The sequence below is a fragment of the Anaerobacterium chartisolvens genome (assembly GCF_003337415.1).
GTDB lineage: Bacteria > Bacillota > Clostridia > Acetivibrionales > DSM-27016 > Anaerobacterium > Anaerobacterium chartisolvens.
Window position 1 is genome coordinate 38,112 of the sequence record NZ_QPJT01000006.1, and the last position, 25,622, is coordinate 63,733.

Here is a 25,622-nt window from a genome sequence, read left to right on the forward strand (position 1 = left end):
TTTGCCGTCTTAAAACGTCCTTCCGCATTGAAAGGACAAAGGCGGCGGAAAAAAATTTATTTTACAAAATGGGAGGTTAACAACTATGAAGGTGAGAGGTTTAAAGCTTTTAAGCATGTCCATTATGATTTTTATGCTTGCGGGGTTGATTTCCGCCTGCGCGAGCAGCGGGTACACTATAGGTGTTGTAACGGGTACAACCTTTGAGGCTGAGGCCAATAAGCTCGGTCAGGTGAAGGAGGTAAAGCTGTACAAGGACGACACCCTTACACTGTGGGAGCTTTCAAACGGAAGGCTTGACGGAGTAATAACAGACAGAATGGTGGGTGCCATAGGCATAAAAAACGGAGGCTATGACAACTTGAGGCTGGCAGGAGAGCTGCTGTATAAGGAGGTTATAGCCGTGGCGGTAAGGCAGGATGACAAATCATTGCGGCAGGCAATAAACAAAGCCCTAAAGGAAATTATAGAGGATGGTACATATGCCTCTATAAGCAAAAAATACTTTGATGTGGATATATTGGAAGGGGTTGAATATTTACACACCCATGCGGGAGAAGAGGAAGCCTCAGACGGAAGCCTGCAAAGGGTAAAGGATGCGGGCAGGATTGTATTTGCTATGAGCGGAGGCTATCCGCCGTTCAACTATTTTGATGACGAGGATAAGCTGACGGGCTTTGACGTGGATATAGGGATGGAGGTAGCAAAAAGGCTTGGGGTGGAGTATGAGCCTGTTACTACCGACTGGAACGGAATATTGGAGGGCTTAAGGAGCAGCCGCTATGATGGGATATTCGGAAGCATGGCTATTACCGAGGAGCGCATGGAGGTGGTTGATTTTACAGACCCTTATTATTATTCGGGAGCCCAGCTTATTGTAGCTAAGGATTCAAAGATTAAAGGGCCTGAAGACCTTGAGTAAAAAAACAACCGGCGGGAATGTCCCGCCGGTTATCCACTATGACTTGGATTGGGGGAAGCGTAAAAATTGTATGATTTCAGTATAATATTTGAAAAGTTTCATTTGTTTTTACCGGCCGCCGTTGAAACCCTTAAAATAACTGCTGCTGCTATTATAGTGGGTATGGTGATAGGACTGCTTACAGCCTTTGCAAGAATATCGGCGTTTAAAGTCCTCCGCTATCCTGCATCAGCCTATGTTACCATTATAAGAGGGACTCCTATACTTCTGCAGCTGTTCATAGTCTATTATGGTCTGTCTGGAATTATAAAGCTTGACCCTTACCCATCAGCCATTATTGCCTTTGGTGTGCATAACGGGGCATATATTGCTGAAATATTCAGGGGTGCCATAAAGTCAATAGATAAAGGGCAAATGGAGGCGGCGAGATCAATAGGCATGAGTAAATTTAAGGCGATGTACAGAATAATACTTCCTCAGGCGTTTAAGAGGGCAATTCCCCCTCTGGGAAATCAGCTTATTATAGCTACAAAGGATTCATCTCTGGCAAGTGCGGTAACAGTGCGGGAGCTTTTGTTGAAATCACAGCAGCTTGGATCATCCACATACCGCTTTATGGAGTACTTCCTTATTGCGGGGATATACTACTTTATCATTACATCGGTGCTGGGGCTTATTATACACAAGGTGGAAAAAAGGCTGGATATAAGCAGCAGATAGGAGTGATATGCTATGAATAAAAAAAATAAGGCTGAAATTTTAAAGATTTTAAATCTCAACAAAAGGTTTGGAAGTCTTGAGGTTTTAAGGGATGTGACGCTTAGCGTGGCGGAGGGAGAGGTGGTTTCGGTTATCGGGCCCAGCGGCTCCGGCAAGAGTACCCTGCTCAGATGCATTAATTTTTTGGAAAAGAGCCAGTCGGGTGAAATTTATATAGGTGGCAATGCCATTGAGCGCAAAGAGAAGGTGGTAAATAAAATGCGCCAGAATGTAGGAATGGTGTTTCAGCATTTCAACCTTTTTCCGCATAAGACTGTTTTGCAGAACGTAATTGAGGGGCCTATTCAGGTCAAGGGAGTGCCTAAAAAGGACGCTGTTACGCAGGCCGAAGAGATCCTCCGAAATGTGGGCTTGAGCGATAAAACCCATGTATATCCCGCAATGCTTTCGGGAGGGCAGAAGCAAAGGGTTGCTATTGCCAGGACTCTGGCTATGGAGCCAGGAATAATATTATTTGATGAGCCCACCTCCGCGCTGGACCCAGAGTTGGTAGGAGAGGTTTTAAATGTTATAAGAGACCTTGCAAGGGAAGGCATGACAATGCTTATAGTTACCCATGAAATGGGCTTTGCAAGAGAGGTGTCAGACAGGATAGTTTTTATGGATGAGGGCAGGATAGTTGAGGAGGGGCCTCCGGAGGAAATATTTACAACACCTAAGAATAATCGCACCCGAATTTTTTTGGGTAAGTTCTTACAGGCCGTATAAGGGTAAAGTGAGGTGAATAGCTATGAAAAGAAGCTATAAAAATATAAAGCTATGGAAGGATATTAAGCAGGAGCAGTGGGACGACTGGAAATGGCAAATATCAAACAGGATAACCACATTAGATGAGCTGGAGCAGATTATAAATCTTACCGACAAAGAGCGTGAGGGAATAAATAAATGCCTTAAAAGTCTTAAGATGGCTATTACTCCCTATTATGCATCATTAATGAATACGGATAAGTTTGAATGCGGAATAAGAAGGCAGGCGGTTCCTACAATATGGGAGACTCAAATATCTAAAGCAGACTGCCATGATCCCTTGCACGAAGGGCTGGATTCCCCTGTCCCGGGGCTTACCCACAGGTACCCCGACAGAGTGCTGCTTCTTGTAACTGATCAGTGCTCAATGTACTGCCGGCATTGCACCAGAAGGCGGTTTGCAGGCCATGAGGACAGCGCCATGCCATTGAAAAACATAAAAAAGGCAATAGATTATATAAAGGGTTGTAGGGAAATAAGAGATGTACTTATTTCAGGAGGCGATCCGTTATGCCTGTCGGATAATAAGCTTGAGTATTTATTGGGAAGCCTCTCCGACATAAAGCATGTTGAGGTGGTGAGGATAGGAACAAGAACACCTGTGGTTATGCCTCAGAGGATCACGCCCGAGCTTTGTAATATGCTGAAGAAATATCATCCCCTGTGGATAAACACGCATTTTAATCATCCCGACGAAATTACCGAGGAATCCAAAAGGGCTTGCAGTATGCTTGCAAATGCCGGAATTCCTATGGGAAACCAGACGGTATTGCTAAAGAATATAAATGACTGCCCGTATGTCATGAGAAATCTCATGCAGCATTTGGTAAGGATGCGCGTAAGGCCATACTATTTATACCAGTGCGATTTGTCGGAGGGCATAGAGCATTTCAGAACCAGTGTTTCGGCGGGGGTTGAGATTATAGAGACACTGCGGGGACATACTTCGGGATATGCTGTGCCGACATTCGTGGTTGACGCCCCGGGAGGCGGAGGGAAGATACCTGTAAACCCGCAGTATATGATTTCCCAGTCGCCTGATAAGGTAATACTAAGAAACTTTGAGGGAGTTATATGCACATATGACGAGCCAAAGGATAAGACTCACAGGTGTATGAAATGCGGCATGTGCGGAAAGTATAAAAATTACGGGTACAGGGGTCTTGAAAGCCTTATGAGGGGTGAAAGAATATGCCTGATACCAAATACCAACATAAGAATGAAGAGGAGGGAGGAGCATGTTAAATTCAATAACAGCGCGCAATGATAAAGGCTGCTACAGGTATTTTAAGGGAGTAAGGCTTTTTATGGACTATGTCAATTTGCGTGTCAAAATACTGGAATATGAAGAAATCTCGGAAGACATATTAAAGGATATTATAGAAATGGCCAGAGGTGAAAGCCTTGGCAAGATTATTTCCAATGTTAATATAAAGGCCATGAAGACATTCATCTCCTCCGGGTTTCAAATTGAGGGTATGATCTACGGCTTTTTTAAAGGAGAGGATGCTCTTTGCGTTTCTTATTTTTTAGACAGCAAAAGGGCGGCATCTGCTGAAAAGGATAAAGAGGATGCAATTATACAACGGTGCATGGAATCAAAAAGCAGCTTTAAATTAAAGGATATGGAGGATATTACCATGAGAGATGCCTTAAGAGGGGATATCTTCCACATGACGGAGCTGTTCAAAGCAGTGTTTGAGACTTACCCTTCGCCTGTGTTTGATGAAGAATATATAAAAAGCAATTTAAATAAAACAGCATTATATAAGGTGGCCTGTATAGACGGCAGGGTGGTTGCCGCAGCATCTGCGGATATGGACAAGGACAATCTCAATGCTGAGATAACTGATTGTGCCACATACCCCCAATACAGAGGAAGGGGAATACTGTCAAATTTGATATATTATCTTGAGCAGGATCTAAAGGAAAGAAATTTTTACTGTGCCTACAGCCTTTCACGTGCCATAAACCCGGGAATAAATATGGCCCTTTGTAAGCACGGTTATAAATATACAGGAAGAATGTTAAATAACTGCGATATATGCGGGAGCTTTGAAGACATGAATATATGGTCCAAAACACTGTGACATTAATTAAGCTTAAAGAGGGGACATAATACAAAGCTATGTGTCCTCTCTTTTCTCCTTTAATGAAGTCCTTCGTTTTATAAATCCCACCAAACTCTTTATTATAAGAAGAAACTCTATAATTATGAGAATAACAACCAGATACAGCAAATCCTTGTGCTCGGTCAGCTTTCCCCAAATATAGCTTACGGTCTTTTTAGACTCGCCGGTGTCCTCCTGAGGGTACAGGGAAATATTTATAATGGTTTCGTCCTCTAAAATATACTTTGCTGTCCCCACACTCTGGGTTTTTAATAGAGGAAGCCTCAAATCATTGTTTAAGTGAAATTCTACATCCCTTATATTGCTCTCTCCTATGGGATAGGTATAAAGAACCTCTTCCTGTGAAACGAGATTTAACGGTGTGTCGGATATGGTTATGCTATGCAGCTTCTGTCCCTTTTCCACAAGTACATCCGTTTTAAAATTATCAAAGGCATAGTCGAAAATTTTTGAGGAATCGGACCACACGCTATTCTCCGGCGAATCGAGAATTATGCACAAAAACCTTTGATTGCCTTTTTTTGCGGTAGTAATAGCGGATTGCTTATTCTTATCGTTATACCCTGCCTTTCCTCCGTCAACTCCTTCATATTCCCAAAAAAGCTTATTATGGTTTACAAGCACTCCCGAATTAAAAACCTTCCCCTTAGAGGAAAAAATCCTTGAAAACTCAGGGTTTTTCAATGCATGGCTCATAAGCAGGGAAATATCCTGTGCTGTTGTATACTGATCCTTATCAAAAAGCCCGGTAACATTTTTAAAAAGTGTGTTCTCCATATTGAGCTCTTTTGCCTTGCTGTTCATCATAGAAACGAATTTATCGGCATCTCCTCCCGCAAACTCTGCAAGCGCATTGGCGGCATCGTTTGCAGGTGTAAGGAGCACTGCGTACAGAAGATCCTCGACAGTGAATTTTTCACCCGCTTCAAGATTAAGCATTGAACCCGTTACATCTACGGATTCCTTGCTGATTGCAATTTTTGCGTCAAGCTTTGCTCTTTCTATAACAATGATTGCGGTCATTATTTTTGACGCACTTGATACATGAAGCCTTTGGGAAGGATTCTTACTGTAAAGCGTCTGCCCCCTAAGCGGCTCGGTTAATATTGCCGATGCGGCATCAATATCGGGAGCTTTTTCAGCGGAAGAGCCGGGTAAGCCAAAGGCTGAAAATGAGTATGATGCGACAATAATAATTGTTATAAATAAACAAAAAAGCTTCTTAAGCTGCATTTTCAAATCCCCTTTCCGGCATTTGTATCAATTTTGCAAAGGAAATGTTTGAAATAAACATTTATATCAAGTATTATATAATTGATTAGTGTATTAGTCAATTTTGGCACCTTGCCGGCAAGAGGCCATGAAACGGAAGGCAGGATTGCCGGAGACGGGCAGTTTATGAGTTGAAGAGGTGTTTATTAACTACATATATTCATCAGATGACATATAATTGTTACAATGTTTTAAAGATATTGTAACCAAATATTCATCTGTAAAAATTATAATTTAATACATCAGGCTATGAAAATATCTTTGTATAGGAGACTACTATGAAATTACCAAGGCATATGATTTTAATTTTTCCTTTGACCCTTCTTTTAATAGTGTCGATAGGGTTCAACATAATTTTGGCGGCATCCGACGGAGCGGCGGAGCCGGGGTCTGACCAAGACCCTTTGGTGTCTAAAAGCTATGTGGACGCGAGTATAGAGCAATATAAAAAAAAGGTGGAGGAATTAAAAAAGCAGGTGGAGGAACTTAAGTCAGGCGGAGCGGGTACGGCGGCACAGGGCTTTGAATCCGTTTCCATAGACGCGGGTAAAATTGTTTATACGGGTGCGGGGACGGAAATTGTTATGAGATCGGGGAAGGCTGTGTCTGTTAAGGGACAGAACGGAGGGCTTTGCGATACAACCTCCGCTAAGGATCTTGACAACGGACAGGCATTGGAATACAATCATCTGGTTATTTCAGCAAGGGATGACGGAAGAGGCTTTAAGGTTACAGGCCAGTGCTGGGTGCTGATAAGAGGCGGCTACAAGGTAGAGGACGCTCCTGTGGAGAAGGTCGAAAAGCCGGTGGAGACGGTTACTCAAAAGGGAATTGTTAATGCATCCTCCCTTAACATAAGGGCTGAAAAAAGCACCAGTGCACAAATCGTAGGAAGCCTCGTTAAGGGAGACAGCGTGACGGTGCTGTCAAAAAGCGGAGAATGGTACAATATAAAGACTGCAAACGGTGTTTCGGGCTGGGTAATGGGTAAATATATCACCATGCAGCAGCAATAAGGCTTTAATATGAAGGATTTTTGCCCAATTGTTTGACTTACGGGGCATTACTATATAAAATAGGTATGTGACATGGTTAAATTTATGAGTTTTGGATATGCTTTTTATATAGCAGTTGGACAGGAGATGAATTATGCTCAAGGACAAGTACAGCCTCAGCGACTTGATTGACTTGATAGAGCTGTTGAGAAGTGAGAAGGGCTGCCCGTGGGATAGGAAGCAGACTCATGAAAGCCTCAAAAGCTGTTTCATTGAGGAAACCTATGAAGCACTGGAGGCAATAGATTTAAATGACAGGGACAAGCTGTGTGAGGAGCTGGGTGACGTGCTTTTGCAGGTGGTGTTCCATGCACAGATAGCCAGAGAGACAAAGGCTTTTAGTATGGATGATGTTATTACAGGCATATGCAGAAAGCTTATTTTGAGACACACCCATGTTTTCGGAAATGACATGGCCGACACCCCTGAGCAGGTGGTGGAGAACTGGGAGGTTTTGAAGAAGAGGGAGAAGGGCTTGAAAACCCAGACGGGGGTATTGAAGGATGTGCCGTCAAACCTTCCTGCTCTGATGAGAAGCTACAAGGTTCAGCAGAAGGCGGCTCAGGTGGGATTTGATTGGGATAACTTAGACGATGTGTTTTCTAAGGTTGAAGAGGAAATAAGAGAGCTTAGGGATGTATATAAAAGTGAAAATATGGAAAGAATAAAGGATGAACTGGGAGATGTATTATTTTCTCTGGTAAATTTGTCAAGGTTTTTAAAGCTACAGCCCGAGCTGGCGCTTACGGGGACTATAAACAAGTTTATAAAGAGATTTGAATATGTCGAAAGCAACAGCATAAAAAATGGCAATAAGCTGGAGGATATGAGTTTGGCGGAAATGGATCAGCTCTGGAATGAGGCCAAAGCATATTTTTCAGAAGAAAAAGCATAAAATCAGCAATTAATTGCCGGGTGCTATAATTTTAAGCACACCGTCAATTGTTTAAAAAGGAGGAAAATAAATGAACAAATCAGATTTAATAGCCGATATGGCTGAGAAAAGCGATTTATCAAAAAAGGATGCTGAGAAGGCATTGAATGCATTTATGGAAAGCGTGGAGGATGCTCTTTCAAAAGGGGAAAAGATTCAGCTTGTGGGTTTTGGCTCATTTGAGGTAAGAGAAAGGGCTGCAAGGAAGGGGAGAAATCCCCAGACAAAGGAGGAAATAGACATTCCTGCTTCTAAGGCTCCTGTTTTCAAAGTCGGAAAAGCATTAAAGGACTCAATAAACAAGTAAAATAAATTGTTGTATCAAAAGCTCCTGTGTATAATAAAATGCATGGGAGCTTTTGAATCATGGGATATTGGGTTTGGATGGACATATCTATATAGGACTCGATAAAGATTTTACAAACATAGAGGATATAATTACTTACAGAAATTTTTAACAGCAACGAAAAGACGCCTTGCGGGGAAATGTCTCACGGGTAAATCATCAGGCGCTTTTCTTAGATGGATTCCTTACGGGTCAAAAAAATTTCTTCCATTAAGTTATATCCTCCATGTAAAATCTTTATCGCTAGATATCTAAGGGGGAATTGAATTTTGAGAATCGACAAATTTTTAAAGGTTTCAAGGCTTATAAAGAGACGCACGCTGGCAAATGAGGCCTGTGAGCAGGAAAGAGTCAAAATAAACGGTAAAACGGCAAAGCCGGGAACTGACATCAAGGTGGGAGATGTCATTGAGATTCAGTTTGGAAACAGCAATACCAAGGTAGAAGTAACTTCAATATCGGAGCATGTTTCAAAGGCCGAATCCAAGGAAATGTACATAATTAAATAGTGCATTTATTTTAAAAGAGCATTACCAATCAAGGCAGAGCGAAGGATTAAAAAATAGATCCTTCAGCTTCTATAGGCCTTGATTTTTTATTTATGCTGTAATTTTTTCACTTGTACATGCATATTTATAATTAGCAGCCTGCCTGTGCAGCTTGCTTTTGGACATCAAAAACAAAAGCCCGACAGCTTAGACAGTGCGTTAACCGATAAAGCTTTATGAAAAATTTTAGTATCGGCAAGGGAATATGCCGCATATTCCATGCCGGAAATGGAGACGAAAAATGATTGAAGAAAAAAAGGTTCCCAGACAGAAGTCACAGAATATCATCCTTGAAAACAGAGAAAAGCTCAGTATTTCCGGGGTTATTGATGTTGAGAGCTTTAATGACGAATCGGTTATAGTGGATACTGAAATGGGCTTGCTTATTATACGGGGGGAAGACCTTCATATAAACAAGCTGAACCTTGATGATTCTGTTCTTAACATTGAAGGAGATATCATGAGCTGCGAGTATTCCGATAAGGAAGGCTCAAAATCCAAGGGCGGGGGCTTCTTTAGCAAAATGTTCAAATAAATTCTGTTTATAGCCATGGAGGTAGGATAAATAGTTGACTATTTCTGTTAGCAGTCAGGCGCACATTTTTTTATGTGCGGTAGTTGGCGGCATGATTATTGGATTTATCTACGATATCTTCAGAATTAAGAGAAGAACCGTAAGAACCAGAATCATTGCTACTAATATGGAGGATTTGGTATATTGGCTTATTGTTACACTGGTAATGTTTATAATAGTATACTATAGCAATGATGGAGAAATAAGAGGGTACATTTTTGCGGGTACTATTTTGGGGGTTACTTTATATGTCGTTGCTTTAAGCAGGATTGTAATGAAGCTTTTCCTTACTGCAATAAAAATTATTTCCAAAATATTAAAAATCATATGGACTATAGCAACTTACCCTATAAGGCTGTTGGCAAGAATATTAAGGAGGCCGTGCAAGTGGCTGTTAAGGCTGGCAGGGAAAGGCGTGAGGGGGGCGGGGAGAATTGGCAAAAGCAGGCTGCAAAAAGTTGCAGGGCTGAAAAGAGTATTAAAAAATATAAGGAAAAAGATTTAATAAAGAAGGATTTTAAGCCGATATATAGAAATATATTATATATGGAGCATATTTACATATTTTAGGGGAGCGGACAGGATATGAGCAAGAGGAAAAAATCCAGGCTTGGTTTGTTTATAATACTTGCGGGTATTATATATTTATCCTGTATTATGATAGACCAGCAAAGAATCATATACGCTAAGCAAGAGGAAAGAAAACAGATCGAAAGAAAGATTGAGGAGGAGAAAAGGGTAAATAAAAGCTTAAAGAGACAGAAGGAGGATATAAACTCCGATGAATTTATCGAGCGCGTTGCAAGGGAAAGGCTGGGGTTTATAAAGCCGGGAGAAAAGGTTTTTATTAATGTGGATTAATTCGTTAAAGGGGCACTGGAAACGCGGTAAAAAACTTGAATCAGGTGCTTGACGAATTGTTGGATATGCTATATAATCAAGATGGTTTATAACTTTTTTTAGGAGGATTTCTTAGTATATGCTGGTTGAGGTAGGAACGGTAGTTGAAGGAAAGGTTTCCGGGATCACAAGCTTTGGAGCTTTTGTTCAGCTAGCAGGTGGAAAGACAGGTTTAGTACACATTTCTGAGGTTGCGGAAGAGTACGTAAAAGATATTAAAGCACATCTTAAAGAAAATCAGTCTGTTAAGGTCAGGGTAATCTCTATAGACAACAATGGAAAGATAAGCTTGTCAATTAAAAAGGCACTTACAGAGACTGGAAGGGCTAGTGTCAGATCCAGCAGGCCTGCGGATGTAGACTGGAATAAAAGCGGGAATGATAACCTGTCATTTGAAGATCGTCTTTCGAAATTTATGAAGGACAGTGATGAGAAGCTTCACGACCTTAAAAAAAACTTTGAATCAAAAAGAGGAAGCGGCGGATACAGGAAATCCATTCAGTTTTAAACGATTGATTCTTTATCTATGCAAATACGACGGACTTTAAGTCCGTTTTGTTTTTCGCGCAGATAAAACAGGATATACAATGTTATAAAGCCTTCATAAGCGGGGGATTTTATAAGTAGAAAATTAAATAAAATAAAGTGTTGACACACATAGCAGTATGTATTATAATAGAAAAGTCGCCGATGGGTGATACGCCATAAGAGTAAGCCGGAGTGGCGGAACTGGCAGACGCACAGGACTTAAAATCCTGCGGTCCTTACCGACCGTACCGGTTCGATTCCGGTCTCCGGCACCAGAATGCGTTAAATTTCATGCAATATTTATATACCGCGGGATGGAGCAGTCCGGTAGCTCGTCGGGCTCATAACCCGAAGGTCGTCAGTTCAAATCTGGCTCCCGCAACCACTAATATTAAGGCTCACAGGAAAATCCCTGTGAGCCTTGATTATATGTTTGGACACAATTTTTTTCGGTGCCTTTGCCGCTTCCGGCTGCTTCACAGCAAAGCCTGCCTTATTTCTTACGAAGCCGACAAACAAATCTATGTTAATCCGTGATGATTTCTGGTAAAATAATAATATATTAAAAATACGGTATGCGGGATGTGATAGGTTGTATGAAAAGGCTGAAGGTAAAGAACGACTTTATATTCCAGAAGATATTCGGACAGCCTGAAAATAAGGAAATACTGATAAGCTTTTTAAACGCGGTACTGGAGCTTGAAGGAAACAAACGGCTTCTGGACATTGAGATAATAGAAAATACACGCTTAAAAAAGGAAGGGATAAACGACAAGCTGGGAATACTGGATATAAGGGCAAAAACCATGCTCGGAGAGCATATAAACATAGAGGTTCAGCTTGTAAACCAGTATAATATGGATAAACGCACCATATTTTACTGGTCTAAAATATTCACAGAGCAGCTTAAGGAGGGGCAGTCCTTCAATGAGCTTAAAAAGACAATAACGATAAACATACTGGATTTCAGCTATATAGATGTGGACAGCTACAGCACTGTGTTCCACCTGTGGGAAGACAGGCATAAGGACTGCAAGCTGACGGACATAATGGAGGTAAGGTTTATAGAGTTGCCCAAGTTCAGGAGGGCAAAGCCGGATTTAGGAAAGCCGCTGGACAGGTGGCTGGTGTTTATTGAAGATTCGCCAGAGGAGATGATTGAGATGGCAATGAGAGAAGAGCCTGCAATAGCAAGGGCTGAGGAGGTGCTTCAGTATCTTGGAAGCTTCGATGAGATAAGAAGGTACTACGAAGCGCGGGAAATGGCTGTGCATGATGAAATCACAAGGATTACAGGAGCAAGGCAGGAAGGCAGACAGGAAGGCAGACAGGAAGGCATAGAAATGAGAAATATTCAGATAGTTAAAAATATGCGGAGTCAGGGAATAAAGGATGATGACATAGCTAAGCTTACAGGACTGACAGTGGAAGAGGTAAAGAATATAAAATAAGGAGAAGAGGTTGCCTTTGGGGGCGGTTCTCAAAAAAGTAAGCCAAGATTACAAGGAAGCTCTGGAAAGCCTTAGTGAGGTAGAGGACTGTGGCTTTCCAGAGCTTTTTTTGCATTTCAGAGTGTTAAAAACTTAACGAATGGCATACTTCTCTATCATGTCCAGTCGGACTGTAAATAACCTACATATAATACCAATACATAGAAAGGATGAGGTGTGTTTTGCTGCTGGAAGGGCTAAACCTATCGGTATATTTACAAAATTATGAGTGATTTTAACCGAAGATTCCAATTCCTTGAGACAGGGCAAAAGAATAGTCCAAATCGTTGATTACCAGACCGTGCAAGAAACCTTGTCTGGCAGGATAGGAGAACCCATAAGAGCATTTGAGGCTTTAATATATAAGAGTATATGTGTGTATAAGCTGCACTGATTTTTGATAGGAAGCTTTCCCTTGGGGGAAAGCGATGTAGCTTCTGGGGATGAGATTCATATGCGGGATTTGCTATAGGCTGCATGGTAGGGGTACTGAGAAAAAGTATCCGCGGGAGTCTGATGGGATTATATATATACTAAAATTAGATATATCGGAGAAGCGTATTGGCAACGAAGCAAAACATATGTTGATAAATAAAAGGATATATGGTAAAATCAGCGTAAAGGCAAGAAAGTAACACACCCGGATTTAAAAGCGGTGTGTTCCGGCAGATTTGCACCTTGAAAATTTCTGTTCCTGAGAAATTATCGGCATTTTACGGCTTTGGATCCGCAAAAGCACATGGCTGTAGGGCTTAAGTGCTCTGTTGCTGATTGAAAAATGGGTAAAAAACGGGGTAAAAGAGCCTGATGTACGAAAAAAAGTACAATATTTAAGGGGTCAAGAAAATGCTGTAATGACTGAAATATAAGGATTTTGCCCAAAAGGTCTGTTTAAGAGCAAGTTCCATTAAAACAAGGATTGAAACTGGAAACAGGAGAAAGCTTGTTGGACACTACTGTAATGGGTTTAAGAGCAAGTTCCATTAAAACAAGGATTGAAACTCATAGAGGTTGTTAATTATCGCCATAATTTCAGAGTTTAAGAGCAAGTTCCATTAAAACAAGGATTGAAACAGTATAAATTTTTTATGCATACTCTGTGCGGCTTTTTTGTTTAAGAGCAAGTTCCATTAAAACAAGGATTGAAACATAGTATCTATATCTTCGGGATACATTTTTTTTGTAGTTTAAGAGCAAGTTCCATTAAAACAAGGATTGAAACCTTTCGCCCATTCGTCAATGGTTACGGCAGAGGAAATGTTTAAGAGCAAGTTCCATTAAAACAAGGATTGAAACTAATACTATTTGGAATAATCCCATATCCTGGTGCTTTTTTGTTTAAGAGCAAGTTCCATTAAAACAAGGATTGAAACCTTGCTAAAACTCTTGTTACTGAAAAGTCCTGTTCATTGTTTAAGAGCAAGTTCCATTAAAACAAGGATTGAAACCTATATATAGAGAAAATTAAATTGAAATTGGATAAAGTTTAAGAGCAAGTTCCATTAAAACAAGGATTGAAACATACGAATATAATTTCTATGACTGATGCAACATGAGGTTTAAGAGCAAGTTCCATTAAAACAAGGATTGAAACAGATCAAATCCTGCAAATCTGTTGACAGGTCAGAAAGTTTAAGAGCAAGTTCCATTAAAACAAGGATTGAAACAATTTTTCGGATGTGACAATAATAAATCAAGGTGGAAGTCTGCTTAAATGTAGGGTCCATTAAAGCATATTATATAAAGGCCCTGCTAATCTCTGGGTCTTAATTTCTTTGTTGTCTCTAAAAACAGTTTGGAAAACGTTCCGCGATATAGAAAAGTAGTACATATTACGTGCTGCGGGCTCCCGCAACCACTAATATCAAGGCTCTCAGGGATTCCCCTGAGAGCCTTGATTATATGTTTGGACACAATTTTTTTCGGCGCGTTTGCCGCTTTCGGCTGCTTCACAGCAAAGCCTACCTCATTTCTTACGAAGCCGACAAACAAATCTATGTTAATATGTGATGATTTCTGGTAAAATAATAATATATTGAAAATAACGGTATGCGGGATGTGGTGGTTTGTATGAAGAGGCTGAAAGTAAAGAATGACTTTATATTCCAGAGGATATTCGGGCAGCCTGAAAATAAGGAAATACTGATAAGTTTTTTAAACGCGGTGCTGGAGCTTGAAGGAAACAAACGGCTTCTGGACATTGAGATAATAGAAAATACACGCTTAAAAAAGGAAGGAATAAACGACAAGCTGGGAATACTGGATATAAGGGCCAAAACCATGCTTGGAGAGCATATAAATATAGAGGTTCAGCTTGTAAACCAGTATAATATGGATAAGAGGACTATTTTTTACTGGTCGAAAATATTTACGGAACAGCTTAAGGAGGGACAGCCCTTTAATGAGCTTAAAAAGACAATAACGATAAACATACTGGATTTCAGCTATATAGATGTGGACAGCTACAGCACTGTGTTTCACCTATGGGAAGACAGGCATAAGGACTGCAAGCTGACAGACATAATGGAGGTAAGGTTTATAGAGTTGCCCAAGTTCAGGAGGGCAAAGCCGGATTTAGGAAAGCCGCTGGACAGATGGCTGGTGTTTATTGAAGATTCGCCGGAGGAGATGATTGAGATGGCAATGAGAGAAGAGCCTGCAATAGCAAGGGCTGAGGAGGTGCTTCAGTATCTTGGAAGCTTCGATGAGATAAGAAGGTACTATGAAGCGCGGGAAATGGCTGTGCATGATGAGATAACAAGGATTACAGGAGCAAGACAAGAAGGCATAGAAATGAGAAATATTCAGATAGTTAAAAATATGCGGAGTCAGGGAATAAAGGATGATGACATAGCTAAGCTTACAGGACTGACAGTGGAAGAGGTAGAGAATATAAAATAAGAGGAAGAGGCTGCCCTTGAACTTTTGTAGTATTTGTGGATTATTCTAGTCCTAAAAGCCTTTTAAGTCTTATTTCAACCTCAGAAATTGTTGATTCATTTACTTCGCCAATTTTGCTAATCAATCGTTCCTTGGATATACCCCTAATATCCTCTGTTTTTATAAATGAATCAACTGTTAATCCTGTTTCTTGTGCCTTTACCAAAACGTGGAGAGGTTGTTTTTTATCACGCTTTGTAAATGGTACGGCAACTACCATCCTTGAACCGCCAAGATTAAAAGCATCAACAGAAATAACAAGAACCGGTCTTTTGCCAGCTTGTTCATTACCTATAACGGGGTCTAAGTTTACAAACCAAATTTCACCACGTTTCATCAGAAGCATCCCCCGATCCATCCATAAGCGTAATATCCAATTCCTTGCGTTCAGCCAATTCGTTTTCCCAATCTTCTGACGACATTCTTTCATATGCCAAATTAACTTCCTCAAAAAACTTTTTAGTTTTATATTCTCTTGCCAACTTATCTAAAATTGCCTGTAAAGTAGTATTTTCTTTTTCAGCGGCTTCCTTTAATATTTCGTATGTTGAAGCTGCAACTTTAATTGATTTAGTTTCAACCATAAAAAATCACTCCTAAAGTGGAATTATAAGTCTACTATTTAGTATACCATGCGGCAGAATATTTATCAACTTAAAATTGTTTTCTCATGGGGAGGAAGTAATTCATACTTCTTTCATTTGCAAATTCTTATACAAATTCTGAAAAGCCGATGTTTATAGTGCCATTTTTAAATAATACGCATAATTTAGTGGTTATTGATGGTAATCATAGACTTACATATAAAGTAAAAAATAAAGCAGTTGTTTTGTTTGGTTATATCGGAATATTGTATATGGCGCAGCGGTATGCTATTATACGTAAGGGAGAGTCGCAGCATAAGCTTATGAAGCCGGGTAGGACTGTGAATTTTGCACTATCTGCATTTAATGGGAGGGTAAAGGATATTGATGGATTTTCAAAAATACAAGGAATATTTTAATAAGCACGACATGTTTTCTGTAAATAACGGTATGAGCTTGACCGATATGGGAGAGGGGTACGCAACGGTCGAATTGACAATAGGTGAGACAAGCAAAAATTATATGGGCAGTATGCATGGCGGATTGCTGTATACTATGGCTGATGTGGCGGCAGGCACCGCTATTGTTTTCTGCGGAAAACAGGCTGTCACGCTGACTGCTCATACCGAATATATCAAGCCCGCATTTTCCGGGAAGGTGATTGCTGAGGCCAAAATGATTGCCTTTGGAAGGACAATAAGCAGGTGTGAGGTTGAGGTGCGTTCTGAAGATGGCACGCTCTATAGCAAGTCAATTATTACAATGTTTATTACAGATAAAGATATACCTATTATAGAAACAATATGATATACTCATAAATGAAAACAGATTATCTTAAGGATGCATACGAATTCACGGATGAGGAATTACCGATGCTGGATTTAATAAATATAAAACAAAAGCCTCAGGATATCAGCAATAAAAGAATGCAAATAGCTGCCTTTTTAAAAGAAAGCTCTCGCAATATAAAAAGCAGCACAATTGAAACAATATCCGTTTCTGATCTTAAGCTGATGTTTGAGCTGTATGATAAAATATTCTTTCAAAGCTGGTTTAAGAACAGCTTTCCGGGTAAACTTAAATTTTCACTTTCACGGCGTATGACAAAAAGCGCGGGGCTTACGCTTTGCCCTAAAAACATAGATTCCATAAAGCCTGAGGAGCTTTCTATAGAGATCAGGATAGGGGTTGACTTCTTTTTTCACTATGGAACGGTTAAGGGTACCAATACGGTGTGCGGAATAAATACAAGCAGCAGCCTTGAGGCAATGCAGCTTGTGTTTGAGCACGAGCTTTGTCATGTAATTGAGTTTGTCCTTTTTAAAAGATCAAATTGCAGCGGCAGCAGGTTTAAAGCAATAGCCAATAATATTTTCGGGCAGACTGAAAGCTACCACAGGCTTGCGACTCACAAGCAGATAGCCAGGCAGAAGCTAGGAATTAATATCGGAGACACTGTTTCCTTTACGTTTGAAGGGAAGAGGCTCACGGGAATACTCTATAATATAAATAAGAGAGCCACCGTAATGGTAAACGATAAGAATGGGCATCTCACAGACAAGGCGGGGAACAAGTACTCAAAGTACTATGTTCCTCTGTCTCTTTTGGAGTAAGGAGAGATCGGAATTGATAAGACGTGCAAAAAAAACGGATGCTCCCCAAGTGGCGGAGCTGATATATATTATTCTGGATGAAATGGATATTCCCATGCTTAAGGCACATGCCAAGCCTAAGGTCCTTGAATTTATAGTCAGAGCATTTAAGGGCGAGGCCAGCAGGTTCAGCTACAATAACATATGGGTAAAGGAAATAGAGAGCCATGCCGTGGGGATGGCAGTGGTGTATCACGGCGCGGATGCAGGAAGGCTTGACAGGGAGCTTTCCGGGATTATAAGAGATACGTTTTCACTGAGTGAGGATATTATACTGGATAAGGAAGCGGAGGAAGAAGAATTTTATATAGATTCCCTCTGCGTTATGCCGGAGTTCAGAGGAAGGGGTATCGGCACGGAGCTTTTGAAAAGCGTTCAGGCAGAGGCAAGAGACAGAGGACTTACCTGCCTGTCCATAAATGTGGAGCTTAATAACACCCGTGCTCAAAGGTTGTATAAGGGAATGGGATATCTTACGGAAAAAGAAATTGAAATAGCGGGACACAGCTATTTTCATATGATTAAAATGCTTTAATTTACGTTAAAAATCAATAAATAAATCCAATATAATTTGTTGTGATTCAATGGGAAATGTCCCCATGATTAGTGGTTGATAATTTGTGTATAGATGTTAAAATATACTTGAATATCACTATAATTGGGAAACAAGGGGGACGTTTTGTGAAAAAATTTTTGGCAGTTATGTTGGCGCTTATCTTTACCTGCACTATGCTTGCCGGGTGCGGCGGAGCGGAACAAGGTAAGGGCTTTGAAATCGCGCTCATCACCGACAAGGGGAATATTGACGACAAATCTTTTAATCAGGGATCATGGGAGGGAGTGGTGGAGTTTGCCGAGAAAAACAAAATCACTCACAAATATTACAAGCCCGAGGAGGTATCCGATGCAGGCTATCTTGCAGCTATAGACTTAGCTGTTGCAGGAGGAGCAAAGGTTATTGTAACACCGGGCTATTTGTTTGAGGTGGCTGTTTACGAAGCACAGACAAAATATCCTGATGTCAAAATTATACTTCTGGATGGAAAACCTCATACCGCAGATAATTCAATATCAAAAACAGAAAAAAATGTGGCAAGTGTTATGTATAGTGAAGAGCAATCAGGTTATCTGGCCGGATATGCCGCAGTTGCCGACGGAATAAAAAAGCTTGGATTTATGGGAGGAATGGCTATACCTGCTGTTCAGGCCTACGGGTACGGCTATTTGCAGGGGGCCGAGGCTGCTGCGGTAAAGCAGGGGCTTGCAGACGGAAGCGTTTCTGTTATTTACCACTATACCGGTGATTTTGCCGAGACTGACACAAATAAGTCTACCGCCAAAACGATGTATCAGGAAGGCACCGAGTGCATATTCGCTTGCGGAGGCTCGGCAGGAAAGAGCGTTATGTCTGCTGCTGCGGAGGCTGGGAGAAAGGTTATAGGCGTTGACGTTGATCAGAGATATGACAGTGAAACAGTTATTACATCTGCCATGAAGGGCCTTGGCACTTCGGTGGGACAGGTTCTCGATTCTATTTACAATACCAAAAGCTGGAATACGTATGGAGGGGAGACTACATACTTCAGTGCATCGAATGGCGGTGTGGGTCTGCCTACGATTGTAATAGGCCAGAAGGACGGCAACGCCTTCGACAGGTTTGCGTCTTTCTCCAAACAGGATTATGATGTCATATACAAGGCTCTTTCCGATGGCTCGGTAAAGCCCTTGCGTACTATTAATATTCAGGATTCCAAAGGCTATGCGTCAGACGCAGAGCTTGTATCGGGACTTGGGCTTAAAAAGGTTACAGTTAAGGTAAGATAGTGTATGCAGGAATATATTATAGAGATGCTGGGTATAACTAAAGAATTTCCGGGGGTTACAGCAAACAGTAATATTACGCTGCGCCTGAGAAAAGGTGAAATCCACGCCTTGCTGGGTGAAAATGGAGCGGGCAAGTCTACCCTCATGGGCGTACTCTTTGGGCTATATCAGGCTGAAGAGGGCGAGATCAGAAAGAACGGCAAAACGATAAGAATAGGCAGCCCCAATGATGCCAACAGGTTTGGGATCGGAATGGTACATCAGCATTTCAAGCTTGTGGAAATTTTCACGGTGCTTGAAAACATTATACTGGGTGTTGAGCCCGGCAGGCTTGGGCTTCTGGGCAAAAAAAAGGCCAGAGAGAGGGTGGTCGGGCTCAGTGAAAAATATGGGCTTAAGGTGAATCCCGATGCCTTAATTGAGGACATTTCGGTGGGAATGCAGCAGCGGGTTGAGATTTTAAAAATGCTGTTTCGTGAAAACGATATTTTAATTTTTGACGAACCGACTGCAGTTCTGACTCCTCAAGAGATTGGCGAGCTTATGGAAATAATGAGGGGGTTTGCAAGAGAGGGCAAGTCCATACTGTTTATAACTCATAAGCTCAATGAGATTATGGCTGTTGCAGACCGCTGCACGGTGCTGCGCAAGGGCAAATGCACGGGTACGGTTGAGGTGGGGAGCTCTACCAGAGAAGAGCTGTCAAGAATGATGGTCGGGCGTGATATAAGCTTTAAGACGGATAAAAAAGAAATAAAATCCGGTAAGGCTGTGCTGTCTGTGAGAAATGTTACCGTTCCTTCCAAAATTCATAAAGGAAATGCAGTCAAGAACGTTTCGTTTGATGTAAGGCAGGGTGAAATTGTGTGCCTTGCAGGCATTGAAGGAAATGGCCAAACCGAATTGGTTTCAGCATTAACCGGCCTTGAAAAATTAAGCACAGGAAGCATTACCCTTTGTGGCAGGGCTATTGCAAAGGCATCAATCCGCGCCCGTTCCAAGGCCGGTATGAGCCACATACCTGAAGACCGGCAAAAGCATGGGCTTATACTTGATTATACTCTCGAGGATAATATAGTGCTCCAGAGGTATTGGCAGCCTGAGTTTCAGCATATGGGCTTTATAAAACGCCATGAGGTCCGTGCATATGCCGAAGAGCTGATTGAGCGGTTTGATGTGCGCAGCGGTCAGGGTGCTGCCACGATTGTGCGCGGAATGTCGGGAGGAAATCAGCAAAAGGCTGTCATCGCACGCGAGATGGACAAGCAGCATGAACTGCTGGTAGCCGTGCAGCCCACACGCGGCCTTGATGTGGGCGCTATAGAGTACATACATAAGCAGCTTGTTGCAGGACGCAATGAGGGGAAGGGGGTACTGCTGGTATCCCTTGAGCTTGAGGAGGTTATGAATGTAAGTGATCGCATTCTTGTAATGTATGAGGGTGAGATAGTAGGTGAGCTTGATCCTTCGACAGCTTCCGTTCAGGAGCTTGGCCTTTATATGTCGGGAGCAAAACGCAGCTTGATAAAGGAGATTGAAAATGCGTAATAACACATTTACCCCGTTAAAAGCATTTAACTTGAAAAAGCTGGTGAAAAACAAGGGGTTTTCTGCATTTCTGGCATCGCTGCTGGCAATATTCCTAGGGCTTATTTTTGGTTATATTGTCATGGCCATAGCGAGTACGGGCAATTCCTTTTCAGGCTTTATGACGGTGCTTTGGGGAGGATTTCTGCGTCTTGGCGATTTGCTTTACTTTACAACTCCTATACTGATGACAGGGCTTTCTGTGGGGTTTGCCTTTAAATTGGGACTATTCAATATAGGAGCCTCAGGCCAGTATACAATGGGAATGTTTTTTGCACTGTATGCAGGGTTCATGTGGGATATGCCGGACTCAATTCATTGGCTGGCCTGCGTTGCCGCGGGTATGGCAGGAGGATTGCTGTGGGGGCTTATTCCCGGTGTATTTAAGGCGCTGTTAAATGTTAATGAGGTTATTACCTCCATCATGTTCAACTATGTGGGAATGTATATTGTGGACATGCTTATACAGGGCAATTCGGCAATGTATGTTTCCTCTAAAGCCAGAACGGCATACCTTCCTCTGTCGGCTCAGATTCCTTCACTGGGAGTAAAGAATTCCAGTGCAAACATCTCCATTTTTATTGCAGTTGCAGTGGCTGTCATCTTATATATTATCCTAAATAAAACTGTGTTTGGATACGAACTGAAAGCTACCGGCTATAACAGATACGCAAGTATATATGCAGGCATGAGCGGAAAACGCAACATTATTGTGACTATGGCAATTGCAGGGGCTCTGTCGGGGCTTGGGGGAGCGTTTGCCATTCTGGCTCCGTCCATCATACCGGGAAGCAGCATGACGTATGAGCCTATTAATGTTATTGCGGCAAACGGATTTAACGGAATAGCTGTAGCGCTTCTCGGGAACTCCAGTCCCATAGGCATTATATTTTCGGCGTTATTCATATCGCATATTCAAAGAGGGGGTACACTGGCAAGCCTTTATGGATACAAGCCGGAAATTATTGATGCGGTGGTGGCGGTAATTATTTATTTCTCCGCCTTTTCGGTGCTCATAAAAGCCACACTGGGCAGGTTTATATCAAAAGAGTATAACAAAAGGCATAAACAAAAGCAGACACAGAGCACGGACGCTTCAAATGCGCCCGCAAGTGCCGGAGGAGAGGAGGCGTAAATTTTTATGGGCATTTTATATTATCTTATTCAAAATATGCTTCCCGTTGCGATGCCTCTGCTTCTGGTAGCACTTGGAGGCATGTTCAGTGAGCGCGGCGGAGTTGTCAATATTGCACTTGAGGGCATAATGCTGTTCGGAGCGTTTTTCGGATGCCTGTTTGTTTTTTTTGTGCAGGGTACGGGCATTGATGCACAGATGATACTGCTCGCCGGGATGCTTATTGCGGCGGGCTCGGGATTTATATATTCACTGCTTCTGTCCTTTGCGGCGATTAACATGAAGGCGGATCAGACAATTATCGGGACTGCGTTAAATATGCTGGTTCCTGCCGCCATTTTGCTGTTTTCCAAAATGCATTTCAACAGTGACGGAATTACAACGGACAGCAGCTTTTATATTAAAAAGGTTCCGCTGCTTGGAGAAATACCGGTGCTTGGAGAAATGCTGTTTCAGAATACATATATCACCGTGTATATGGGAGGGGTGCTTCTCGTTGCCTCTACCGTTATTTTTTATAAAACCAAGTTTGGGCTGCGTCTTCGTGCATGTGGAGAGCATCCTCACGCGGCAGGCTCGGCAGGTATAAATGTGCATTTTATGCGGTATGCAGGCACGGGCATTTCGGGTATCTTGGGAGGCATCGGGGGCTTTTTCTATGCGGTAGGCGTGATGGACGGAAACATTAACGGACATACGGGAGTTGCGGGATTTGGATTCCTTGCAATTGCCGTTATGATATTCGGGCAGTGGAAGCCGATTAAAATTTTGCTTGCGGCATTATTTTTCGCGCTCCTTCGTACTCTGGCCTATTCAATCTCACTGATCCCGTTTCTGGATGCTTTAAGCATAAATCAAGCCTATTACAAAATGCTGCCATATATAGCCACTATGGTTGTCTTGGCCTTTACCTCTAAAAAGTCCAGAGCTCCAAAGGCAGCGGGACAGGTTTTTTGATGAAGAGCTGTTTAATAATAAGATTAAAGCAAAAAAGTTGGTGTAAAAATGCCTAGATTAGCCAGAGAAAAAAGTAATAGCGGTATATACCATATAATACTGAGAGGCAGAACCGGGCGAGCCATATTCAGGGATGATGAAGATAATTTGATGTTTCTTAAGAAGCTTGGCAGGTGCGGTAGAGAGCTTAAAGTACAAATTTATGCATGGTGCCTTATGATTGATCATTTGCATTTGCTTATAAAAAGGGGAGAGGAAGAGCTTTCCGATACCATGAAGAGGCTTGCAGTGAGCTACGCGGGGCACTACAACAGAAAGTACAAGTCGATGGGACATGTATTTTATGGCAGATACCAAAGTGAAAATATAGAGACCGATGAGTATCTCTTGACAGTGGCGAGATATATACATCAAAATCCCGTTAATGCCGGAATTGCATCAACACCCTCGGAATGGAAATGGAGCAGCTGCGGAGAATATTACGGAGAGGAAGCATGTCCCGCCGGGCTTTTAGATATAAAGCCTTTACTCAAAACGTTTTCTGAGGATGAAGCAGCGGCTTCACAAGACTTTAGAAAATTTAATGAAGCGAGAAATCAGGATAGCTGCATGGACTGCAATTCCTCCGTAAAGCTTACGGATGATCAGGCAAGGGCACACATAACAAGTCTGGCTCCTGAGATGGATATAGGCGAAATAAGAAATTTGCCAAAGGGAATAAGAAACGAAATAATTATGAAAATAAAAAAAATTGACGGCCTGTCACAAAGACAGGCGGCAAGAATACTGGGACTTTCTCAAACACTGATCTCCATGGTGCAGTAAAAAAAAATAAAGTGTATCCTTTATGAATAATAAAATCCCGAAACCTTTGAATATTGAGGGTGCGGGATTTTTATTCTCTAACATTCATAACAAAAACTCTATGTGCTTCCCTTGAACTTTTAAAAAGGCCTGCAAGCTTAAATATTGGGCGATAGTTTCGGGGCAGTGCTTCAATCACGTTTTTATCAGTCAAATAGAGCGTTTTCGAAAGCTTTGCCCCCTTAGTGTAACCTTCCATTTCCCGAGGGTCATCAACCCCCCATTTTATAGTTGCGCCTGTTTTTTTCAACGATGGATGATGCTTTGAACTTTTTGCAGTCAATTTAGAATATGCATCGAAAATTATCGTATAGCTCTTAAACTTGGATTTCAAGGCGCTTAAAAGTGCTTTTATCTCATTTTCAGAAAGATACATAAACAATCCCTCTGCAATAACAAGTACCTCATATTCGACTGCTCCCATGCCCTCCAACCATCTTAGGTCTGTAACAGAGGAAGCAATGTATTTATAGCTGTCTGTTTCACCGTACAATTGCTTTTTAATATCAATAACTGCTGGGAAGTCCAAATCATACCACATTCCAACATGAAGTCCCAACCGCATAAATCGTGCATCAAGTCCGCAACCGAGATGCAAAACCAAGCAGCTTGGACTTTCTCCGATGAAACTCCTTGAGAAATCGTCAATAATTGCCGCACGCATTGCAAGCATAACCTGTGTTTTATTTTGGATTTTCAGCCTTGAGTAATCGTAATCAAGCTTGCCTATCGCCGCTTCGGCATATGGATCCTTAAAAACTCCCATTTTGCTCATCTTAGCTTTACCGTACAGTGGGATTATTAGAGTTTCCATTTCATTTTTCAAATGCATTTTCATATTAACACCTCCCAATATCAATGCCCGCCCTCTTTTTAAATAATGAACTGATATATTATCTGAGTTCATTATACTCTTTTTCTATCTGCAAGTCAATATGAATTGAACTTACAATTTACGTCGGTTCATATTCGTGGTATACTGAACCTATATAAATTAGGATACAAACTATCTAAAAAGGATGTAAAATAATTTCCGGAAAAATAATTTCCCCGGAATGCGTGACCGGGATATAATTTAAGCTAACTAAAATCACAAGCGCCTTCTACAGGTATACATGCTTCTATAGTTAGAGTAGAAATTATTATGGAGGATATTATTTTACATCCTCCGTTATCCGATATGTAAAAGCCTAAACTATATAGAAAGCAGGTGCATGTATGAACGGATACAAGAGAAGAACCCAAAAAAAGCGGGATGCCATTGTTAAAGCGGCGCAGGAACTGTTCTCAGAAAAAGGCATTGCGGCGGTCAGTGTCACCGACATTGCGGCAAAAGCAAATGTGTCCCGAGTTACCCTGTTCAAATATTTTGGGGATAAAGAAGCATTGGCGAAAGAGGCAATGTTTTCATGGATTGAGCTGCTCATGAAGGAATATGAAACCATCCTTTCAAGCACCAAGCCTTTTCATAAAAAGCTGCTCGAACTTCTGAACACAAGGCTTGCCGGGAGGGAAAGGATTGGAGAGCGGTTTATCCATTCCACGGCATGGGACGACCCGGAACTTCTCAGGCTTATCAAGGAAATGACTGCCACTTATGCTCTACCGATAATTATGAAGTTTATGGAAGAAGGGAAACGCTCGGGCGATATTGATTCCTCCCTCGACAATGAAGCGATTCTCGCCTATTTTTCTGCCTTTGGTCCAATTGTCAGAAGTCCTGAGTACATCAAAAAAGGGAAAGAATTTCAAATCAGCATGTTCAACCTATTTATGGGTGGATTGGTTAAAAACTGGTATCAAAAAACAGATACCGCTCATCATACTTCGAATACTTAGCGTATGAATTTA

The 25,622-nt window shown here is 41.5% G+C and carries 28 protein-coding genes, 2 tRNA genes and 1 CRISPR repeat array; of the genes, 26 read left to right on the forward strand and 4 right to left on the reverse strand.

Annotated features, from left to right (window positions below; all coding sequences use genetic code 11):
- Positions 1-85 precede the first annotated feature (85 nt).
- The 5 genes from DFR58_RS06510 to ablB all read left to right on the forward strand — a co-directional run bounded on the left by DFR58_RS06510 (position 86) and on the right by ablB (position 4,539).
- Positions 86-922: a transporter substrate-binding domain-containing protein gene (locus tag DFR58_RS06510; protein ID WP_114297009.1), complete on the forward strand. Its 837-nt coding sequence runs from the start codon at positions 86-88 to the stop codon at positions 920-922.
- Between the two features lie 66 nt (positions 923-988).
- Positions 989-1,642: an amino acid ABC transporter permease gene (locus DFR58_RS06515; RefSeq protein WP_114297010.1), complete on the forward strand. Its 654-nt coding sequence runs from the start codon at positions 989-991 to the stop codon at positions 1,640-1,642.
- Positions 1,643-1,678: 36 nt separating this feature from the next.
- Positions 1,679-2,410, forward strand: coding sequence for an amino acid ABC transporter ATP-binding protein (locus DFR58_RS06520; protein WP_170138065.1), 732 nt, complete (start codon positions 1,679-1,681; stop codon positions 2,408-2,410).
- A gap of 22 nt (positions 2,411-2,432) precedes the next feature.
- The gene (gene kamA, locus DFR58_RS06525; protein ID WP_114297012.1) at positions 2,433-3,716 is read left to right on the forward strand and encodes a lysine 2,3-aminomutase; all 1,284 of its coding nucleotides are present in this window, start codon (positions 2,433-2,435) and stop codon (positions 3,714-3,716) included.
- Positions 3,688-4,539, forward strand: a complete 852-nt coding sequence (gene ablB / locus DFR58_RS06530; protein ID WP_114297013.1) for a putative beta-lysine N-acetyltransferase — start codon at positions 3,688-3,690, stop codon at positions 4,537-4,539. The genes kamA and ablB overlap by 29 nt, the downstream gene beginning before the upstream one ends.
- Before the next feature lie 36 nt (positions 4,540-4,575).
- Here the strand turns inward: ablB and DFR58_RS06535 are convergent, their stop codons facing one another.
- Positions 4,576-5,814: a D-alanyl-D-alanine carboxypeptidase family protein gene (locus tag DFR58_RS06535; RefSeq protein ID WP_114297014.1), complete on the reverse strand. Its 1,239-nt coding sequence runs from the start codon at positions 5,812-5,814 to the stop codon at positions 4,576-4,578.
- A 317-nt stretch (positions 5,815-6,131) separates the two neighbouring features.
- On the opposite strand from DFR58_RS06535, the gene DFR58_RS06540 reads away from it, so the two are divergent.
- From DFR58_RS06540 to DFR58_RS06600, 12 genes are all read left to right on the forward strand, one after another.
- Positions 6,132-6,869, forward strand: a complete 738-nt coding sequence (locus tag DFR58_RS06540) for an SH3 domain-containing protein (protein ID WP_114297015.1) — start codon at positions 6,132-6,134, stop codon at positions 6,867-6,869.
- Between the two features lie 133 nt (positions 6,870-7,002).
- Entirely contained in the window at positions 7,003-7,803 is an 801-nt protein-coding gene (mazG, locus tag DFR58_RS06545) for a nucleoside triphosphate pyrophosphohydrolase (RefSeq protein ID WP_114297016.1), read from the forward strand.
- Between the two features lie 70 nt (positions 7,804-7,873).
- Positions 7,874-8,149, forward strand: a complete 276-nt coding sequence (locus DFR58_RS06550; RefSeq protein ID WP_114297017.1) for an HU family DNA-binding protein — start codon at positions 7,874-7,876, stop codon at positions 8,147-8,149.
- A 308-nt stretch (positions 8,150-8,457) separates the two neighbouring features.
- On the forward strand, positions 8,458-8,697 hold the full coding sequence (locus DFR58_RS06555) for an RNA-binding S4 domain-containing protein (RefSeq protein ID WP_114297018.1): 240 nt from the start codon (positions 8,458-8,460) through the stop codon (positions 8,695-8,697).
- A gap of 280 nt (positions 8,698-8,977) precedes the next feature.
- Positions 8,978-9,271: a sporulation protein YabP gene (gene yabP, locus DFR58_RS06560; RefSeq protein ID WP_114297019.1), complete on the forward strand. Its 294-nt coding sequence runs from the start codon at positions 8,978-8,980 to the stop codon at positions 9,269-9,271.
- Between the two features lie 34 nt (positions 9,272-9,305).
- Positions 9,306-9,815 (forward strand): spore cortex biosynthesis protein YabQ, encoded by a 510-nt coding sequence (yabQ, locus tag DFR58_RS06565; protein WP_114297020.1) that lies wholly within the window; start codon positions 9,306-9,308, stop codon positions 9,813-9,815.
- A gap of 80 nt (positions 9,816-9,895) precedes the next feature.
- Positions 9,896-10,171 carry an FtsB family cell division protein gene (locus DFR58_RS06570; RefSeq protein WP_114297021.1) on the forward strand — a complete coding sequence of 92 codons (276 nt, stop codon included), beginning with the start codon at positions 9,896-9,898 and terminating at the stop codon, positions 10,169-10,171.
- 118 nt (positions 10,172-10,289) lie between these two features.
- Positions 10,290-10,718, forward strand: coding sequence for a S1 RNA-binding domain-containing protein (locus DFR58_RS06575; RefSeq protein ID WP_114297022.1), 429 nt, complete (start codon positions 10,290-10,292; stop codon positions 10,716-10,718).
- A gap of 206 nt (positions 10,719-10,924) precedes the next feature.
- Positions 10,925-11,013, forward strand: a tRNA-Leu gene (locus DFR58_RS06580).
- Positions 11,014-11,046: 33 nt separating this feature from the next.
- A tRNA-Met gene (locus DFR58_RS06585) sits at positions 11,047-11,123 on the forward strand.
- Between the two features lie 211 nt (positions 11,124-11,334).
- Complete coding sequence (locus DFR58_RS06590) at positions 11,335-12,189, forward strand: Rpn family recombination-promoting nuclease/putative transposase (RefSeq protein ID WP_114297023.1); 855 nt, start codon at positions 11,335-11,337, stop codon at positions 12,187-12,189.
- A gap of 928 nt (positions 12,190-13,117) precedes the next feature.
- Positions 13,118-13,895: direct repeats of the CRISPR family, unit length 37 nt; unit sequence GTTTAAGAGCAAGTTCCATTAAAACAAGGATTGAAAC.
- A gap of 403 nt (positions 13,896-14,298) precedes the next feature.
- Entirely contained in the window at positions 14,299-15,129 is an 831-nt protein-coding gene (locus tag DFR58_RS06600; RefSeq protein WP_114297025.1) for an Rpn family recombination-promoting nuclease/putative transposase, read from the forward strand.
- A 40-nt stretch (positions 15,130-15,169) separates the two neighbouring features.
- On the opposite strand, the gene DFR58_RS06605 is transcribed toward DFR58_RS06600, so the two are convergent.
- Together DFR58_RS06605 and DFR58_RS06610 are read right to left on the reverse strand one after the other, a co-directional pair.
- Positions 15,170-15,505, reverse strand: a complete 336-nt coding sequence (locus DFR58_RS06605) for a type II toxin-antitoxin system PemK/MazF family toxin (protein ID WP_242987443.1) — start codon at positions 15,503-15,505, stop codon at positions 15,170-15,172.
- On the reverse strand, positions 15,492-15,752 hold the full coding sequence (locus DFR58_RS06610) for a hypothetical protein (protein WP_114297027.1): 261 nt from the start codon (positions 15,750-15,752) through the stop codon (positions 15,492-15,494). The genes DFR58_RS06605 and DFR58_RS06610 overlap by 14 nt, the downstream gene beginning before the upstream one ends.
- A gap of 387 nt (positions 15,753-16,139) precedes the next feature.
- Between DFR58_RS06610 and DFR58_RS06620 the strand changes: the two genes are divergently transcribed.
- The 8 genes from DFR58_RS06620 (at position 16,140) to DFR58_RS06655 (ending at position 23,732) form a co-directional block, all read left to right on the forward strand.
- The gene (locus DFR58_RS06620) at positions 16,140-16,559 is read left to right on the forward strand and encodes a PaaI family thioesterase (protein WP_114297029.1); all 420 of its coding nucleotides are present in this window, start codon (positions 16,140-16,142) and stop codon (positions 16,557-16,559) included.
- Positions 16,560-16,570: 11 nt separating this feature from the next.
- Complete coding sequence (locus DFR58_RS06625; protein ID WP_114297030.1) at positions 16,571-17,365, forward strand: SprT-like domain-containing protein; 795 nt, start codon at positions 16,571-16,573, stop codon at positions 17,363-17,365.
- A gap of 13 nt (positions 17,366-17,378) precedes the next feature.
- On the forward strand, positions 17,379-17,939 hold the full coding sequence (locus DFR58_RS06630; protein WP_170138056.1) for a GNAT family N-acetyltransferase: 561 nt from the start codon (positions 17,379-17,381) through the stop codon (positions 17,937-17,939).
- 167 nt (positions 17,940-18,106) lie between these two features.
- Positions 18,107-19,228 carry a BMP family lipoprotein gene (locus tag DFR58_RS06635; RefSeq protein WP_114297173.1) on the forward strand — a complete coding sequence of 374 codons (1,122 nt, stop codon included), beginning with the start codon at positions 18,107-18,109 and terminating at the stop codon, positions 19,226-19,228.
- 3 nt (positions 19,229-19,231) lie between these two features.
- Positions 19,232-20,776, forward strand: a complete 1,545-nt coding sequence (locus DFR58_RS06640; protein WP_114297032.1) for an ABC transporter ATP-binding protein — start codon at positions 19,232-19,234, stop codon at positions 20,774-20,776.
- Complete coding sequence (locus DFR58_RS06645) at positions 20,769-21,950, forward strand: ABC transporter permease (RefSeq protein ID WP_114297033.1); 1,182 nt, start codon at positions 20,769-20,771, stop codon at positions 21,948-21,950. Before DFR58_RS06640 ends, DFR58_RS06645 begins: the two co-directional genes overlap by 8 nt.
- A 6-nt stretch (positions 21,951-21,956) precedes the next feature.
- Positions 21,957-22,907, forward strand: coding sequence for an ABC transporter permease (locus tag DFR58_RS06650; protein ID WP_114297034.1), 951 nt, complete (start codon positions 21,957-21,959; stop codon positions 22,905-22,907).
- Positions 22,908-22,955: 48 nt separating this feature from the next.
- Positions 22,956-23,732, forward strand: a complete 777-nt coding sequence (locus DFR58_RS06655; protein ID WP_114297035.1) for a transposase — start codon at positions 22,956-22,958, stop codon at positions 23,730-23,732.
- Between the two features lie 70 nt (positions 23,733-23,802).
- Here DFR58_RS06655 and DFR58_RS06660 read toward each other — a convergent pair whose 3' ends face one another.
- A complete protein-coding gene (locus tag DFR58_RS06660; RefSeq protein WP_170138057.1) occupies positions 23,803-24,609 on the reverse strand; it encodes a class I SAM-dependent methyltransferase in 807 nt (268 codons plus the stop codon).
- A 380-nt stretch (positions 24,610-24,989) separates the two neighbouring features.
- Between DFR58_RS06660 and DFR58_RS06665 the strand changes: the two genes are divergently transcribed.
- Entirely contained in the window at positions 24,990-25,610 is a 621-nt protein-coding gene (locus DFR58_RS06665) for a TetR/AcrR family transcriptional regulator (protein ID WP_114297037.1), read from the forward strand.
- Positions 25,611-25,622 lie beyond the last annotated feature (12 nt).